The organism is Caballeronia sp. BR00000012568055 (assembly GCF_029439455.1).
In the GTDB taxonomy this organism is placed as follows: domain Bacteria; phylum Pseudomonadota; class Gammaproteobacteria; order Burkholderiales; family Burkholderiaceae; genus Caballeronia.
Map to the genome: position 1 here is coordinate 217068 of NZ_JAQFVG010000358.1, position 13993 is coordinate 231060.

11 protein-coding genes and 1 pseudogene are annotated in these 13993 nt (G+C 59.6%); 10 read left to right on the forward strand and 2 right to left on the reverse strand.

Features of this window, described 5'->3' with window-relative positions:
- The first annotated feature begins 84 nt into the window (after nucleotides 1-84).
- The 5 genes and pseudogenes from P7F28_RS32865 to purU all read left to right on the forward strand — a co-directional run bounded on the left by P7F28_RS32865 (nucleotide 85) and on the right by purU (nucleotide 5067).
- Nucleotides 85-2079 (forward strand): monovalent cation:proton antiporter family protein, encoded by a 1995-nt coding sequence (locus P7F28_RS32865; protein WP_277189461.1) that lies wholly within the window; start codon nucleotides 85-87, stop codon nucleotides 2077-2079.
- 57 nt (nucleotides 2080-2136) lie between these two features.
- Nucleotides 2137-2703, forward strand: coding sequence for an adenine phosphoribosyltransferase (locus P7F28_RS32870; protein ID WP_277189462.1), 567 nt, complete (start codon nucleotides 2137-2139; stop codon nucleotides 2701-2703).
- Between the two features lie 3 nt (nucleotides 2704-2706).
- On the forward strand, nucleotides 2707-3321 hold the full coding sequence (locus tag P7F28_RS32875) for a LysE family translocator (protein WP_277189463.1): 615 nt from the start codon (nucleotides 2707-2709) through the stop codon (nucleotides 3319-3321).
- A gap of 6 nt (nucleotides 3322-3327) precedes the next feature.
- Nucleotides 3328-4162 (forward strand): annotated as a pseudogene (locus tag P7F28_RS32880) (DUF4743 domain-containing protein).
- Nucleotides 4163-4197: 35 nt separating this feature from the next.
- Nucleotides 4198-5067, forward strand: a complete 870-nt coding sequence (gene purU / locus P7F28_RS32885; protein WP_277189464.1) for a formyltetrahydrofolate deformylase — start codon at nucleotides 4198-4200, stop codon at nucleotides 5065-5067.
- Nucleotides 5068-5131: 64 nt separating this feature from the next.
- On the opposite strand, the gene P7F28_RS32890 is transcribed toward purU, so the two are convergent.
- Together P7F28_RS32890 and uvrA are read right to left on the reverse strand one after the other, a co-directional pair.
- Nucleotides 5132-6223 (reverse strand): AI-2E family transporter, encoded by a 1092-nt coding sequence (locus P7F28_RS32890; RefSeq protein ID WP_277189465.1) that lies wholly within the window; start codon nucleotides 6221-6223, stop codon nucleotides 5132-5134.
- 97 nt (nucleotides 6224-6320) lie between these two features.
- Entirely contained in the window at nucleotides 6321-9194 is a 2874-nt protein-coding gene (gene uvrA, locus P7F28_RS32895) for an excinuclease ABC subunit UvrA (RefSeq protein ID WP_277189466.1), read from the reverse strand.
- Nucleotides 9195-9454: 260 nt separating this feature from the next.
- Here uvrA and P7F28_RS32900 point away from each other — a divergent pair, with 260 nt between their 5' ends.
- The 5 genes from P7F28_RS32900 (at nucleotide 9455) to P7F28_RS32920 (ending at nucleotide 13916) form a co-directional block, all read left to right on the forward strand.
- Nucleotides 9455-10657, forward strand: a complete 1203-nt coding sequence (locus P7F28_RS32900; RefSeq protein WP_277189467.1) for an MFS transporter — start codon at nucleotides 9455-9457, stop codon at nucleotides 10655-10657.
- Between the two features lie 90 nt (nucleotides 10658-10747).
- On the forward strand, nucleotides 10748-11278 hold the full coding sequence (locus P7F28_RS32905; RefSeq protein ID WP_277189468.1) for a single-stranded DNA-binding protein: 531 nt from the start codon (nucleotides 10748-10750) through the stop codon (nucleotides 11276-11278).
- 445 nt (nucleotides 11279-11723) lie between these two features.
- A complete protein-coding gene (locus P7F28_RS32910) occupies nucleotides 11724-12356 on the forward strand; it encodes a response regulator transcription factor (RefSeq protein ID WP_277189532.1) in 633 nt (210 codons plus the stop codon).
- A 128-nt stretch (nucleotides 12357-12484) separates the two neighbouring features.
- Nucleotides 12485-13159, forward strand: a complete 675-nt coding sequence (locus tag P7F28_RS32915; RefSeq protein ID WP_277189469.1) for a response regulator transcription factor — start codon at nucleotides 12485-12487, stop codon at nucleotides 13157-13159.
- Nucleotides 13160-13265: 106 nt separating this feature from the next.
- A complete protein-coding gene (locus tag P7F28_RS32920; RefSeq protein WP_277189470.1) occupies nucleotides 13266-13916 on the forward strand; it encodes a response regulator transcription factor in 651 nt (216 codons plus the stop codon).
- Nucleotides 13917-13993 lie beyond the last annotated feature (77 nt).

Genomic DNA, 13993 nt, shown 5'->3' on the forward strand with positions numbered 1-13993 from the left:
GCCCTGACGTCACGGGCTTTTTCAAGATACCGCCGCGCATGAAAAAAAGCGCGCCGGACACTGACGAACGAGGACGCTAGACGGATGATCTCGCCGCTCGAAATGACGCTTTTACTGCTGCTGTGCTCAGTGGTCGGCGTCGTCGTATTTCGATACTTCAATCTCCCGCCGATGCTCGGCTATCTGACGGTCGGCATCATCGTGGGTCCGCACGCTGCCGGTATCGCGCCGGATTCCGACCGCGCGCAGCATCTCGCTGAATTCGGCGTGGTGTTCCTGATGTTTTCCATCGGCCTGGAATTTTCGCTGTCGAAGCTGCGTTCGATGCGGCGCATCGTGTTCGGACTCGGCGCGAGTCAGGTCGGCGCGACCATCGCGCTGGCGCTGATCTTCGGCTGGATCGCGCATTTCTGGGTCGAGATGTCGTGGCAGGCGAGCTTCGCGCTCGGCGGCGCGCTGTCGATGTCGTCCACCGCGATTGTCAGCAAGCTGCTGGCGGAGCGGCTCGAACTCGAAGCGGAACACGGCCGCAATATCTTCGGCGTGCTGCTGTTCCAGGATCTGGCGGTGGTGCCGCTGCTCATCATCATCGCGGCGTTCGGCAACGGCAATTCGTCGCAGCTGGCGATGTGGCTCGGCATCGCGGCGGTGAAGATCGTGGTCGCGTTGACGGTGCTGCTGTTCATCGGCCAGAAGTTCATGACGCGCTGGTTCGATCTGGTCGCGCGGCGGCGTTCGCAAGAGTTGTTCATGCTGAACCTGTTGCTGGTGACGCTGGGCGCGGCGTTCATCACGGACAAGTTCGGTTTGTCGCTGGCGCTGGGCGCGTTTATCGCCGGGATGCTGATTTCCGAGACGCCGTACGTGCATCAGGTGGAAGAGGACATCAAGCCGTTCCGCGATGTGCTGCTCGGGTTGTTCTTCGTGACGACCGGCATGCTGCTGAATCCGCGCGTGATCTGGGACCATCCGTTTTTGGTGCTCGGCTTTTTCGTGGTGCCGATTCTGCTGAAGGCCGTGATGATCACCGGCCTCGCGCGGCTGTTCGGCTCGCCGCAAGGCGTTTCCATGCGCACCGGCCTCGGGCTTGCGCAGGCGGGCGAGTTCGGCTTCGTGCTGCTGAACCTGATTCTCGATTCACATCTGGTCGATTCGACCATTCTGCAAGCCATCCTCGCCGCGATGCTGCTGTCCATGCTCGCCGCGCCGTTCATCATTCAGAACATGGATCGGCTGGTGTTGCGGCTGTCGTCCACGGAATGGATGCTGCAATCGCTGCAAATGACCAAGATCGCGACGCAAAGCCTGAAGCAGAGTGGCCACGTGATTATTTGCGGCTACGGCCGCGCGGGGCAGAATCTGGCGCGCATGCTGGAGCAGGAAGGCCTTTCCTACGTCGCGCTCGATCTGGACCCGGACCGCGTCGCGGCGGCGGCGGCGGCGGGCGAATCAGTCGTATTCGGCGATGCCGGGCGGCGCGAGTCCTTGCTCGCGGCGGGGCTGCATCGCGCGGCGACGGTCGCGATCACCTACGCCAACACGCCATCCGCGATGCGCGTGCTGCACAACATCCACGAACTCGCGCCGACTTTGCCGGTGATCGTGCGCACCGTCGATGACGCCGATCTCGAAAAGCTCACCGCCGCGGGCGCGACGGAAGTGATCCCGGAGATCGTCGAAGGCAGTCTGATGCTGGCTTCGCACACACTCGTGCTGATGGGTGTGCCAATGCGCCGCGTGGTGCGCCGTGTCGAGGAAATGCGCGACGAGCGCTACAGTCTCTTGCGCGGTTACTTCCACGGCGCCGACGACGCCGATGACGACGATGGCCACGAGCAGGTGCGGCTACAATCCGTACCGATCGATGAAAAATCCGAAGCGGTCGGGCGCTCGCTCGATGATCTCGGACTCGTCGGTCGAGGTGTCGAGGTGACCGCGATCCGGCGTCACGGCATCCGGGGCGTGGCACCGGACCCCGAAACCAAGCTGCGCGCGAACGATATCGTCGTGCTGCGCGGCCTGCCCGAAGTGCTGGCGACCGCCGAGGAACGGCTGTCGCGCAATCGCCGGGCGGCGTAACTCACTTTTTTTACCTGAAGGCATCCGCGGCGATTGAACGCGGACTCCGGAGAAGTCATGTCCCATATCCCCACCAACGTCTCGGCCGATGCCGCGCGTTTTATCAAAGAGCGCGTGCGCACCGTCGAAGACTGGCCGCAGGCCGGCGTGCAATTTCGCGATATCACGCCCGTTTTGCAGGACAAGAAAGCCCTGCGCACGCTGATCGATATTTTCGTGCAGCGATATATCGACGCAGATATCGACGTGATCGCCGGCATGGATGCGCGCGGTTTCATCATCGGGCCGATTCTGGCTTATGAGCTGAGTCTCGGTTTCGTGCCGATCCGCAAGAAAGGAAAGCTGCCGTACAAGACGCTGTCGCAGTCGTACGACCTGGAATACGGCAGCGCGACCGTCGAGATTCACGAGGACGCGTGCAAGCCGGGCGACCGCGTGGTGATTGTCGATGATCTGGTGGCGACGGGCGGCACGATGATGGCCGGCAAGATTCTGGTCGAGCGCCTCGGCGCGGAAGTGGTGGAAGCGGCGGCGATCATCGATTTGCCGGATCTGGGCGGTTCCAAACTGTTGCGCGATAACGGCGTGCCGCTGTATGTGGTGTGCGATTTCGCCGGACATTGAGCCATGCCGAACTTTCTTCTGTTTCTCGCGGCGTCGGTGGCGATTACCGTCGCGCCCGGTCCGGACAATCTTCAGGTGCTCGCGCGCGGCATTTCGCAAGGGCGGCTCGCGGGCGTGGTCGCGGCGCTCGGCTTTGCGTGCGGCGTAATCTTTCATACGACGCTGGCGGCATTCGGCATCGCGGCGCTGCTGCGTTCTTCGCCGATGGCGTTTCAGGCGGTCAAGCTCGCGGGCGCGGCGTATCTCGTGTGGATCGGTATCAAGGCGCTGCGCAGTCAGGGATTGGCGACGGCGCACGAGCGGCCAAAGCAGCCGTTGACGACCGTGTTTCGTCAGAGCGTGATCGGCAATATGCTGAATCCGAAGGTGACGCTGTTCTTTATCGTGTTCCTGCCGCAATTCGTCGATCCGCACGGCGCGCAGAACGTGATGCTGCAAATGTTCGAACTCGGCGGTTTGTTCATGCTGCAGACGGTGGTGGTGTTTTCGGCGTTCGGCTTCGGTGCGGGAATGATCGGCGCGTGGCTCAAGCGCCGTCCGCGTGTCGGCGTGTGGCTGGATCGGCTGGCGGGCGTGACGTTTATTGCGCTGGGCATTCGCGTCGCGCTGCGCGACTGATCGGCTATGACGCTTCCCGCTATTACCGCTGCGCGTCGGTTCGACGTTTCCGCGCACGCGCCGTTTTTTATCGGCGATGAACGTGTCGGCTGGATCCGGCTGTCCGACGTGGACACGCTCAGGCGCTGGGCTTTCTTTTCGATCGCCGACAATGCCGTCCGATTGAATCTGGCAAGCGTCGAAGCCCGCACCGAAGCGCTGAAGCAAGTCATCGACACGCTTCACGCCGAAGGCAAAATCCCCGGATGGCGCAACGAAACCTACGCCATCCGCAATCATTTCGATGCGCCGCCGCTCGCGTTTATCGAACGCGCCGCGTCGCGCTTCTTCGGCACGATGACGTACGCGGTGCATCTGAACGGCATCGTAAAATATCGAGATAGCGCGCCGCAGTTGTGGATCGCGCGTCGCAGCGACACGAAGGCGACCGATCCCGGCATGCTGGACAACGTGGTCGCGGGCGGTATCGGCTGGGGTTATGCGTTGATGCCGACGCTCGTAAAGGAATGCTGGGAAGAAGCAGGCATGCCCGCCGAACTCGCTTCCACCGCGACGCCGGGCCGCGCCTTCTACGTGCTGCAATCGCTGCCGGAAGGCACGCAGGCGGGAAATCTTCGTCTACGACATCGAGCTTCCGGAAGACTTCACGCCGCGCAATCAGGATGGCGAAGTCGGTGAGCACAGCCTCGCGCGCATCGATGACGTCGCGCGCTGGATCGAAGAAGGCAAGCTCACCGTCGATGCCAGCTTAGCCACGCTCGATTGCCTGCTGCGCCGCCAATGGATCGACGAAGACGCGTGCGAAGGCATGGCCGCGCTGTTCGAGCCGCCGCGAAGCTGATTCCGAATTACACACGTATCGAACGAGGAAAGGTCATGTCGACCGAACATAGTTTCTATCTGAAGTTGTCGTGCCCGGACCGGCCGGGGATCGTGCATGCGGTGTCCGGTTTCCTGTTCAATCTCGGCGCGAATATTCTCGACTCGGCCCAGTTCGGCGATAGCCACACGGGCGAGTTCTTTATGCGCGTGCATTTTCAGCAAGTCGGCGGCGATCCGGGCGTCGAAGCGCTGCGCGCGTCGTTCGGCGAGTTGGCGAGCGAGTTCGGCATGCGCTGGGAATTGCACGATGCAAGCGTGAAGCCGCGCGTGGTGATCATGGTGTCGAAGATCGGGCATTGCCTGAACGATCTGCTGTTTCGCTATCGCACCGGCCAATTGCCAATCGAGATTCCGGCGATCGTGTCGAATCACAAGGATTTTTATCAGCTCGCGGCGAGTTACGACATTCCGTTTCATCATTTGCCGTTGATGAAAGCGACGCCCGAAGCGAAGGCCGCGCAAGAAGCACGCGTGCTCGAAATCGTCGATCAGCACGAGACCGATCTGGTCGTGCTCGCGCGTTACATGCAGATTTTGTCGGTGAATATGTGCGAGAAACTCGCGGGCCGCGCGATCAATATTCATCACTCGTTTTTGCCGAGCTTCAAGGGCGCAAAGCCGTACTACCAGGCGTTCGATCGCGGCGTGAAGCTCATCGGCGCGACCGCGCATTACGTGACGTCGGATCTGGATGAAGGTCCGATTATCGAGCAGGAAGTGGCGCGCGTGGATCATGACATGGCGCCGGAGCAGCTTACGGCGATCGGACGCGATGTCGAATGTGTGACGCTGGCGCGCGCGGTGAAGTGGCATGTGGAACATCGAATCGTGCTGAATGGGCACAAGACGGTTGTGTTCCGTTAAATCGCTTAGATCGTTTTTGCTTGCGACACGACAAAGCCCGCCAGATCGAAGGCGGGCTTTGTTTTTATACGAGCCGCAAATAAACCAATTCGCGCTTGATATACGCGTAGAAAATCGGCGCGGCGATGACGCCGGGAAGACCGAATGCGGCTTCCATTGCGAGCATGGCAAGCAGCAATTCCCACGCGCGCGCCTCGATTTGTCCGCCGATAATTCGCGCGTTCAAAAAGTATTCGAGCTTGTGGATCAGGATCAGAAACGCCAGCGACGCCACCGCTGTTCCGAACGATACCGACAGCGATATCCCGACAATGATCGTATTGGAAATCAGGTTCCCGATCACCGGCAACAAGCCGACGAGAAACGTAATCAGCACCAGCGTCTTCGAGAGCGGCAAACGTTCGTGAAAGATCGGTAACGCGATCAGCAGATACAGCGCGGTAAAAACCGCATTGATCGCCGAAATCTTGATCTGCGCAAACACGATGCGCCGGAACGCTTCCGAGAATCGCGTCACGCGCGCGACCAGCGCCGTCGATAACGGCAAGCGATGATTCGAAGGCTTCGGCGCACTCACCGCGATAATCGCGCCGATAATCATGCCGATCAAGATATGCCCGAATCCGCGCGCCATTTCCTTGCCGCCTTGCTGAAGCATCTCGGCGTGTTGGTGCATAAGTTCGGCGGCTTTGTCCTTCATCTGACCGGCATCGACCGGAAGGTAATTGGCGATCCAGTCCGGCACGCGCAGCCGCGCGCTCGACGTGATGTTCATCAGTTGATCGAGCAGATTTTGCAGGCTCGGAAAGTCGTGCTCGAAATGCTCGATGGTGGCAATGGTCGCGCCCGTCAGCCCGCCAACGATGATCGCCGAAATCAGCCCGACCGAAATCAACCGCGCGCCGCGACTGACCACATGCCGTTCGATCACAGGCGCAATCATATGGACGAGCTGGTACACCAGCATGCCGGCGAGCAAACCGCCGAGCAGCTTCAGTTCGAGCGTGAACCACATTGCCGCGAACGCCAGCAGATAGCTGCCAATTTCCACCGCCGACAGCTTCGGCATGCTCATGTCGCTCGTCAGCCTGACGGGGCGTGCGGGCAGATCCCGTACGCGCCGCTCCTCCGTGGCCGCTTCGTTGCGCTTCGCCATGACTGCGTTCCTTCTCCCTTGCGTGCTGCGGTTGTTCGTGACGGCTCGCCCTGGTCGCTATCTCGCACGCGCGCTTCATCCGACGCGCGCGCAAGAATCACGCCGCGGATTTCGGCCGTTGCAGCAAGGGTGCCAGATATCGGCCGGTAAAGCTCGCTTTCGCTTTCGCAACCTGCTCCGGCGTCCCCTGAGCGATGATCTGCCCGCCGCCGGCGCCGCCTTCCGGACCGAGATCGATGACCCAGTCAGCGGTTTTGATTACGTCGAGATTATGCTCGATGATGACCACCGTGTTGCCCTGATCGCGCAGCCGATGGATCACTTCCAGCAACAGCGCGATATCGTGGAAATGCAGGCCGGTGGTCGGTTCGTCGAGTATGTAGAGCGTCCGACCGGTATCGCGCTTGCTCAGTTCCAGCGAGAGCTTGACGCGCTGCGCCTCGCCGCCCGACAGCGTGGTCGCCGACTGGCCGAGCCGGATATAGCCGAGACCGACATCGAGCAGGGTCTTCAGCTTGCGTGCAACGACCGGCACCGGCTTGAAGAACTCGTGCGCGGCTTCGACAGTCAGGTCGAGCACTTCGTGGATGTTCTTGCCCTTGTACTGGACTTCGAGCGTCTCGCGGTTGTAGCGCTTGCCGTGGCAGACATCGCAGGGCACGTAGACATCGGGCAGAAAGTGCATTTCCACTTTGATGACGCCGTCGCCCTGACACGCTTCGCAGCGGCCGCCTTTCACATTGAACGAGAAGCGGCCGGGATCGTAGCCGCGTTCCTTCGCGGCCGGCACACTGGCGAACAGTTCGCGGATGGGCGTGAACAGTCCGGTGTAAGTGGCAGGATTCGAGCGTGGCGTGCGTCCGATCGGTGACTGATCGACGGCGATCACTTTGTCGAAGTGTTCGAGACCTTCGATCGATTCGTACGGTGCAGGCTCCGTCGCCGAGCCATACAAATGCTGCGCGACCGCGTGCTGCAAGGTGTCGTTGATAAGCGTGGACTTGCCGGAACCCGACACGCCCGTGACACACGTCAGCAGCCCGACCGGCAAATCCAGCGTCACGCGCTTCAGATTGTTACCGTGCGCCTCCATGATCCGCAGCCGCCGCTCATCCGGTGCGTTGCGTTTCTCCGGATAACCGATCGTCCGCTTGCCCGACAAATATTGACCGGTGATCGAATTCTTGTCCTTCTGCACTTGCGCCGGCGTTCCTTGCGCGACGATCACGCCGCCGTGCACGCCCGCGCCCGGTCCCATATCGACGACATAATCCGCCATGCGGATCATGTCTTCGTCATGTTCGACCACGATCACCGAATTGCCGATATCGCGCAGATGCTTGAGCGTAGCGATCAGCCGGTCGTTATCGCGCTGATGCAAGCCGATGGATGGCTCGTCGAGCACGTACATCACGCCGGTCAGACCCGAACCGATCTGCGACGCCAGCCGAATCCGTTGCGCCTCGCCGCCCGAAAGCGTCTCCGCGCTGCGCTCCAGCGACAGATAATCCAGCCCGACGTTATTCAGAAACGACAGCCGCGCGACGATTTCCTTGATGACCTTGTCCGCGATCTCGCCCTTCGCGCCGTCGAGGCGCAGGGTCTGGAAGTAACCGAGTGCATCGCGGAGCGGCCAGCCGCTGATTTCGTAGATACCGCGCGCTTCATCGCCAGAACCGACTTTGACGAAGCGCGCCTCGCGCCGCAGACGCGTGCCTTCACACGCCGGGCACGCCTGATTGTTCTGATACTTCGCGAGTTCTTCGCGCACCGCAGCCGAATCCGTTTCGCGATAGCGCCGCTCGAGATTCGGGATGATTCCTTCGAACGCATGCTCGCGCACCGACGCGCGCCCGCGCTCGTTGATGTACGAGAACGGAATCACCTGCTTGCCGGAACCGTACAGCAGTGTTTTGCGCACCTTTTCGGGGAGATCTTCGAAGGGCGCGTCGATATCGAATTCATAGAATGCCGCGAGACTTTGCAGCATCTGGAAATAGAACTGATTGCGCCGATCCCAGCCCTTCACCGCGCCCGCCGCCAGCGAAAGCGACGGATGCGCGACCACGCGTTTTGGATCAAAAAAAGTGATCTGGCCGAGGCCGTCGCACTCGGGGCACGCGCCCATCGGATTATTGAACGAGAACAGACGCGGTTCGAGTTCCGGCAGCGAGTACGAGCAAATCGGGCACGCGAACTTGGAGCTGAACAGCTTCTCGTTCTCCGTGTCCATTTCGAAGGCGATGGCGCGGCCATCGGCCAGACGCAGCGCCGTTTCAAACGATTCCGCCAGCCGCTGCTTCATATCCGGCCGCACCTTCAGCCGGTCGATCACCACGTCGATAGTGTGCTTGTCGTTCTTCTTGAGCTTCGGCAGCGAATCGACTTCGTAAATCTTGGCGACGCCTTCGTTCGCCGTGCCGCCGCCCGAGCGAATGCGAAAGCGGATGAAACCCTGCGCCTGCATCTCCTCGAACAATTCGACATGCTCGCCCTTGCGATCCACAACGACCGGCGCGAGGATCATCAGCTTGGTTTCTTCGGGCAGCGCGAGCGCGGCATCGACCATTTGCGAGACGCTTTGCGCTTCGAGCGGAATCAGATGATCGGGACAGTACGGCGTGCCGACGCGCGCGTACAGCAGCCGCAGATAGTCGTGAATTTCCGTGACCGTGCCGACCGTCGAGCGAGGATTGTGCGATGTCGCCTTTTGTTCGATCGAGATGGCTGGCGACAACCCTTCGATCAGATCGACGTCGGGCTTCTCCATCAACTGCAAGAATTGCCGGGCGTACGCGGACAGGCTCTCCACGTAGCGGCGCTGGCCTTCGGCGTAGAGCGTATCGAACGCGAGCGACGACTTGCCCGACCCGGACAACCCCGTGATCACGATCAGCTTGTGACGCGGCAAGTCGAGACTGACGTTCTTCAGATTGTGGGTGCGCGCCCCACGAATACGAATTTCTTCCACGTGTTTTTACCGGTTCCGTGCGGAAAGGGAGGGGGCCAAACCTGCTACTATAACGACTTTTGAAGGGCGCGGCGCCCGCGCCACAAGGCGTTCGGCGCGAATAGAAGGAGTCGTGCGGAGATTTTGCAACCGTCCGCGCGAAGCACTCGGCGCCCCGGCAGTACGCTTCATATAGTGCCGTTTCGACCGACAACAAGGCGGCCGTATCGGGCTTCACCCGAGACCGGACCCGGCGCAATCCACATCCATTTCCGTTTCTGATGTCCAATCCGTCTGCCACGTCCACACGTCTGAGCGCGCCGGAACTGCGCGCGACCGTGTCGCTTGCTGCCATCTTCGCGCTGCGCATGCTCGGTCTGTTCATGATCATGCCGGTGTTTTCCATCTACGCGAAAACCATCCCTGGCGGCGATAACGTGCTGCTGGTCGGCATTGCGCTCGGCGCGTACGGCGTCACGCAGTCCATGCTCTATATCTTCTATGGCTGGATATCCGACAAATTCGGGCGCAAGCCGGTGATCGCGTTCGGGCTGCTGGTGTTCGCGCTCGGCAGCTTCGTTGCGGCGATCGGGCATTCGATGACGTGGATCATCGCGGGACGCGTGATTCAGGGCATGGGCGCGGTGTCGTCGGCGGTGATCGCGTTTATCGCGGATCTCACGCGCGAAGAAAACCGCACCAAGGCGATGGCGATGGTCGGCGGCAGCATCGGCGTCTCGTTCGCGGTGGCGATCGTCGGTGCGCCGATCCTGTTCCACTGGGTCGGCATGAGCGGCCTGTTCACGGTGATTGGCGTGTTATCTATCGTCGCGGTCGGTGTGGTGTTGTGGATCGTCCCCGATCCGCCGATGCACCCCGTCCACGTGAAAGCGCCATTCGCCGAAGTGCTGCACAACGTCGAACTGCTTCGTCTGAACTTCGGCGTGCTGGTGCTGCATGCAACCCAAACCGCGTTGTTCCTTGTCGTGCCGCGCATTCTGGAAGCCGGCGGCCTGCCGGTGGCATCGCACTGGAAGATTTATTTGCCCGTCATGGGCCTCGCTTTCGTGATGATGGTGCCCGCAATCATCGCTGCCGAGAAGCGCGGCAAGATGAAAGTGGTGATGCTGAGTGCCATTTTGCTTATCCTGATCGGCCAATTGTTATTAGGCGCGGCTCCGCATACGCTATGGTCCGTGGCCGCAATTCTGTTCGTGTACTTTCTGGGATTCAACGTGCTGGAGGCATCGCAGCCGTCGCTGGTGTCGAAACTCGCGCCGGGAACCAGAAAAGGCGCGGCAGCGGGCGTATACAACACTACGCAGTCCATCGGTCTTGCGCTGGGCGGCGTGGTTGGCGGCTGGCTGCTGAAGCTTGACGGGCCAAGCGCGGTGTTTTTCGCGTGCTCTGCTTTGGTGCTCGCCTGGCTGATCGTCGCGGCATGGATGAAGCCGCCGCCGCGCAAAGCAGAACGCGCGGCCTGAGTTTAGTTTTCGTATTAGTTTGTGCTGAGTCGGCGCGGCGCTCGATGTCGCTGCATTGCTGACTGAAGCAAAGTATCTACCGGAGAAATCATGGCATCTGTCAACAAGGTCATTCTCGTGGGCAATCTGGGCGCGGACCCGGAAACCCGCTACCTCCCGAGCGGCGACGCCGTGGCAAACATTCGCCTGGCGACCACCGATCGCTATAAGGAGAAAGGTTCCGGCGAAATGAAGGAACTCACCGAATGGCATCGCGTGGCGTTCTTCGGACGTCTGGCCGAGATCGTCAACGAGTATTTGAAGAAGGGCTCGTCGGTGTATATCGAAGGGCGTATTCGCACGCGCAAGTGGACTGATCAGCAGGGCCAGGAACGTTACTCGACCGAAATCGTCGCGGATCAAATGCAGATGCTCGGCGGCCGTGGCGGCGCGGGCATGGGCGGCGGCGATGACGGCGGCTACAGCCGCAGCGCGCCGGCTGAACGCTCGGGTGGCGGCGGACGTCCCGCATCGGGCGGACGTGCTGCGGGCGGTGGCGCATCGTCGGGCGGTGGTTCGAGCCGTCCGAGCACGCCCGCAGGCGGCGGCTTCGACGATATGGACGACGATATTCCGTTCTAAGCGCTCACGCGTATTTCGATGAAAAAAAGGGCTTCTGGCTTTCGCCAGAGGCCCTTTTTGTATTTTCGTCGCCACAATTCCTTCGCACCGAAATTAGCTGCTTTTAGGCATCAAGTTCGCACTTAACGCGCTCCTGAATGCACGTTCTCCGCGGAATTGGACGATGTCGCGAATGTATCGGATTGATCCTATGGCGTACAAAATGTTGGCGTCTTATTTTTCGGATAAGGCCTCGAACGGGTTTTTAGTGCCTCGTTAGTTGTCTGTTGTCATGCAAATCGCATTTAACCGCTTGATTTATCTTCGGAGCGCTGCGTTATAAGGCCGAAGCTTTTAATAGCCATGGAAACTGATTTGCCGACAATATATTTGAGGGCACCTCACGCGTTCGAGCGGAAACAATCACAATAGAAATGCATTTGGGGGCCATTTGAAGCTTCGTGTTGTGTTAGCGGACGATCATCCTTTCGTTCTCCTAGGTATGAAAGCGCTTTTCGGTGCGGAGGAGGGCATGGAGGTCGTAGGTGAAGCGATGAACGTGTCTCACTTGTTGTCGGAACTCGAAAGCAAATCCTGCGATGTGCTCGTCACGGATTTCGCCATGCCCGAGGCGGGGCTGGACGCCCATGACGGACTTCGCCTGATCCGCAAGGTGCGGCAGGACTGGCCGCTCGTCAACATCGTCGTACTGACGAGCGTGAGCAACATCGCTATTTTGCGGTCAATTCTGAATGCAGGCGCGATCGGTCTTGTCGATAAGGCCGAGCCTATCGAACTGGTGATGGCGGCGGTTCGCCATGCGCAAGTAGGCCGGCGCTACGTGAGCGCGAGCTTTGTAACCGCGCTCGCCGAGGCCAGGGGCGAAATAGCGTTCTCGCCTGAAGAGCCTCGCTTATCGCCGCGAGAAATTGAGGTTGTGCGTTTGTTTGCCAAAGGGCGCTCGATTACTGAAATTGCAAAAGAGCTAAATCGTGATGTTCGTACCATCAGCCGCCAAAAGCGTGATGCGATGAACAAGCTTGGCGTACGAAACGATCCCGGTTTGTTCGCATTTGTACGAGCGCAAGGATTAGGCTGATTTCGCGCTCTCGGTCATTTTGTTTCAGATGCGTCTTATGTCCTTTAATTGTTCGCTATCAGATGCTTATATGCATGTTTTAGCACATATTAATCCGCGCCACACGTTAAGGTCAGAGTTTAATGGATATGGGAAACGAGAACCTCGCGTTCTCGCATTTAAAAAGAGTAAGACTGGCTATTGCGGACGATCATCCGCTCGTTATTCTTGCAATCGAAAAACTAGCCGGGAATTTTCCGAATGTCGAGGTCATCAGCCGCTCGCCAAATTCAACGCTTCTGGAAGAAGCGCTCGCGAGTGGCGACTGCGATGTCGCCATTCTCGACTTCCACATGCCAGGCGGGCAGTTCGGTGACGGCGTCGATCTGATTCAGCACATCAGCCATCAACATCCGGAAGTCCGCATCATCGTTTTGTCGCGCAACGACAATGCGGCGCTCGTCAAGCAAGCGCTCGACGCGGGCGCTCAGGCGTTTCTCAGCAAGGAAGATCGGCTTGATCTGATTTACGTGGCAATCGTATCGGTGCTCGCGAACGAAACGTATCTTGGACCGGCCATTCGCCGATCGTTAGCCGTCGCGAATGAGGAAGGACATGCGCGGTTCATTCGGCAACGGCTTACCACGCGTGAACTCGAAGTTATCGAACGTTATGCGCGCGGGTCCAATGTGACGGAAATCGCCAAAGATCTGGGCCGCAGCGTGAAAACAATCAGTGCACAGAAGTGCGCCGCCATGCGAAAGCTGGATTTATCGACGGATGCAGACCTTTATCGCTTCGTCGCCAACAAGGACGTGATTTAGCGAATGTGCGGTTGGTGGGAACCGCTTCCCACAACCAGCAAGGAGATCACGCGCGACAGGGCAAACATCGTGCGTGCTGGTAGTTCGATTTTCGACCAATAAAAACATGAACGAAGAAAAAACAATTCGAGCCATCTTGGCCGACGACCATCCCATTATTCTCAAGGGTTTGCAGGCTTGCCTCGAACGGGACGGGGGCATCGAGGTCGTCGCTACTGCAAGCAATACGCTCGAACTCGCTGCGGCGCTCGACTCCACGCCGTGCGACTTCGTCTTCACAGACATCGGTATGAGCGGTATCGACGGGGAAAGCAATTCCATTGCATTTCTGAGACGTTTGTCCTGGCAGGAACGGCGCCCGCGATTGATCGCCATAACAATGATCTCTCAACCGCAGATGGTGGCGGGTCTGATTCAGATCGGTATCGACGGTGTGATTGACAAACGTGATGGATTCGACTGCGCACTGGAAGCTATTCGGACTACGCGCGCCGGCCGCCGCTATCTCTCTCCAAAGGCATTCGAATCGATTAGCCACATTCCACCCGGAGCGCCTGCACGCGCGGGCGTGCTTAGCCGGCGTGAGTGGGAGGTATTTCAACTTTATGCACGCGGCCTTCTGATTCCGGAAATCGCCGCGCGATTCGGCCGCAGCAGCAAAACCGTCGCCACTCAGAAACGCAGTGGCATGCGCAAGCTGGGCCTCGAGAGCGAGGCGGAATTGGTCTCATATCTCAGCCAGGTGGGTCTGGTCTGAAACGATCGAATTGCATTTTGCAAGAGTCTTCGGTTGTGTTTGGGACGAGTCTTATTCTCGGGGATTCGGACTCGCTT

Coding starts and splice junctions, on each gene's coding strand:
- P7F28_RS32865 (WP_277189461.1), top strand. CDS start 85: ATGATCTCGCCGCTCGAAATGACGCTTTTACTGCTGCTGTGCTCAGTG.
- P7F28_RS32870 (WP_277189462.1), top strand. CDS start 2,137: ATGTCCCATATCCCCACCAACGTCTCGGCCGATGCCGCGCGTTTTATC.
- P7F28_RS32875 (WP_277189463.1), top strand. CDS start 2,707: ATGCCGAACTTTCTTCTGTTTCTCGCGGCGTCGGTGGCGATTACCGTC.
- purU (WP_277189464.1), top strand. CDS start 4,198: ATGTCGACCGAACATAGTTTCTATCTGAAGTTGTCGTGCCCGGACCGG.
- P7F28_RS32890 (WP_277189465.1), bottom strand. CDS start 6,223: ATGGCGAAGCGCAACGAAGCGGCCACGGAGGAGCGGCGCGTACGGGAT.
- P7F28_RS32900 (WP_277189467.1), top strand. CDS start 9,455: ATGTCCAATCCGTCTGCCACGTCCACACGTCTGAGCGCGCCGGAACTG.
- P7F28_RS32905 (WP_277189468.1), top strand. CDS start 10,748: ATGGCATCTGTCAACAAGGTCATTCTCGTGGGCAATCTGGGCGCGGAC.
- P7F28_RS32915 (WP_277189469.1), top strand. CDS start 12,485: ATGGGAAACGAGAACCTCGCGTTCTCGCATTTAAAAAGAGTAAGACTG.
- P7F28_RS32920 (WP_277189470.1), top strand. CDS start 13,266: ATGAACGAAGAAAAAACAATTCGAGCCATCTTGGCCGACGACCATCCC.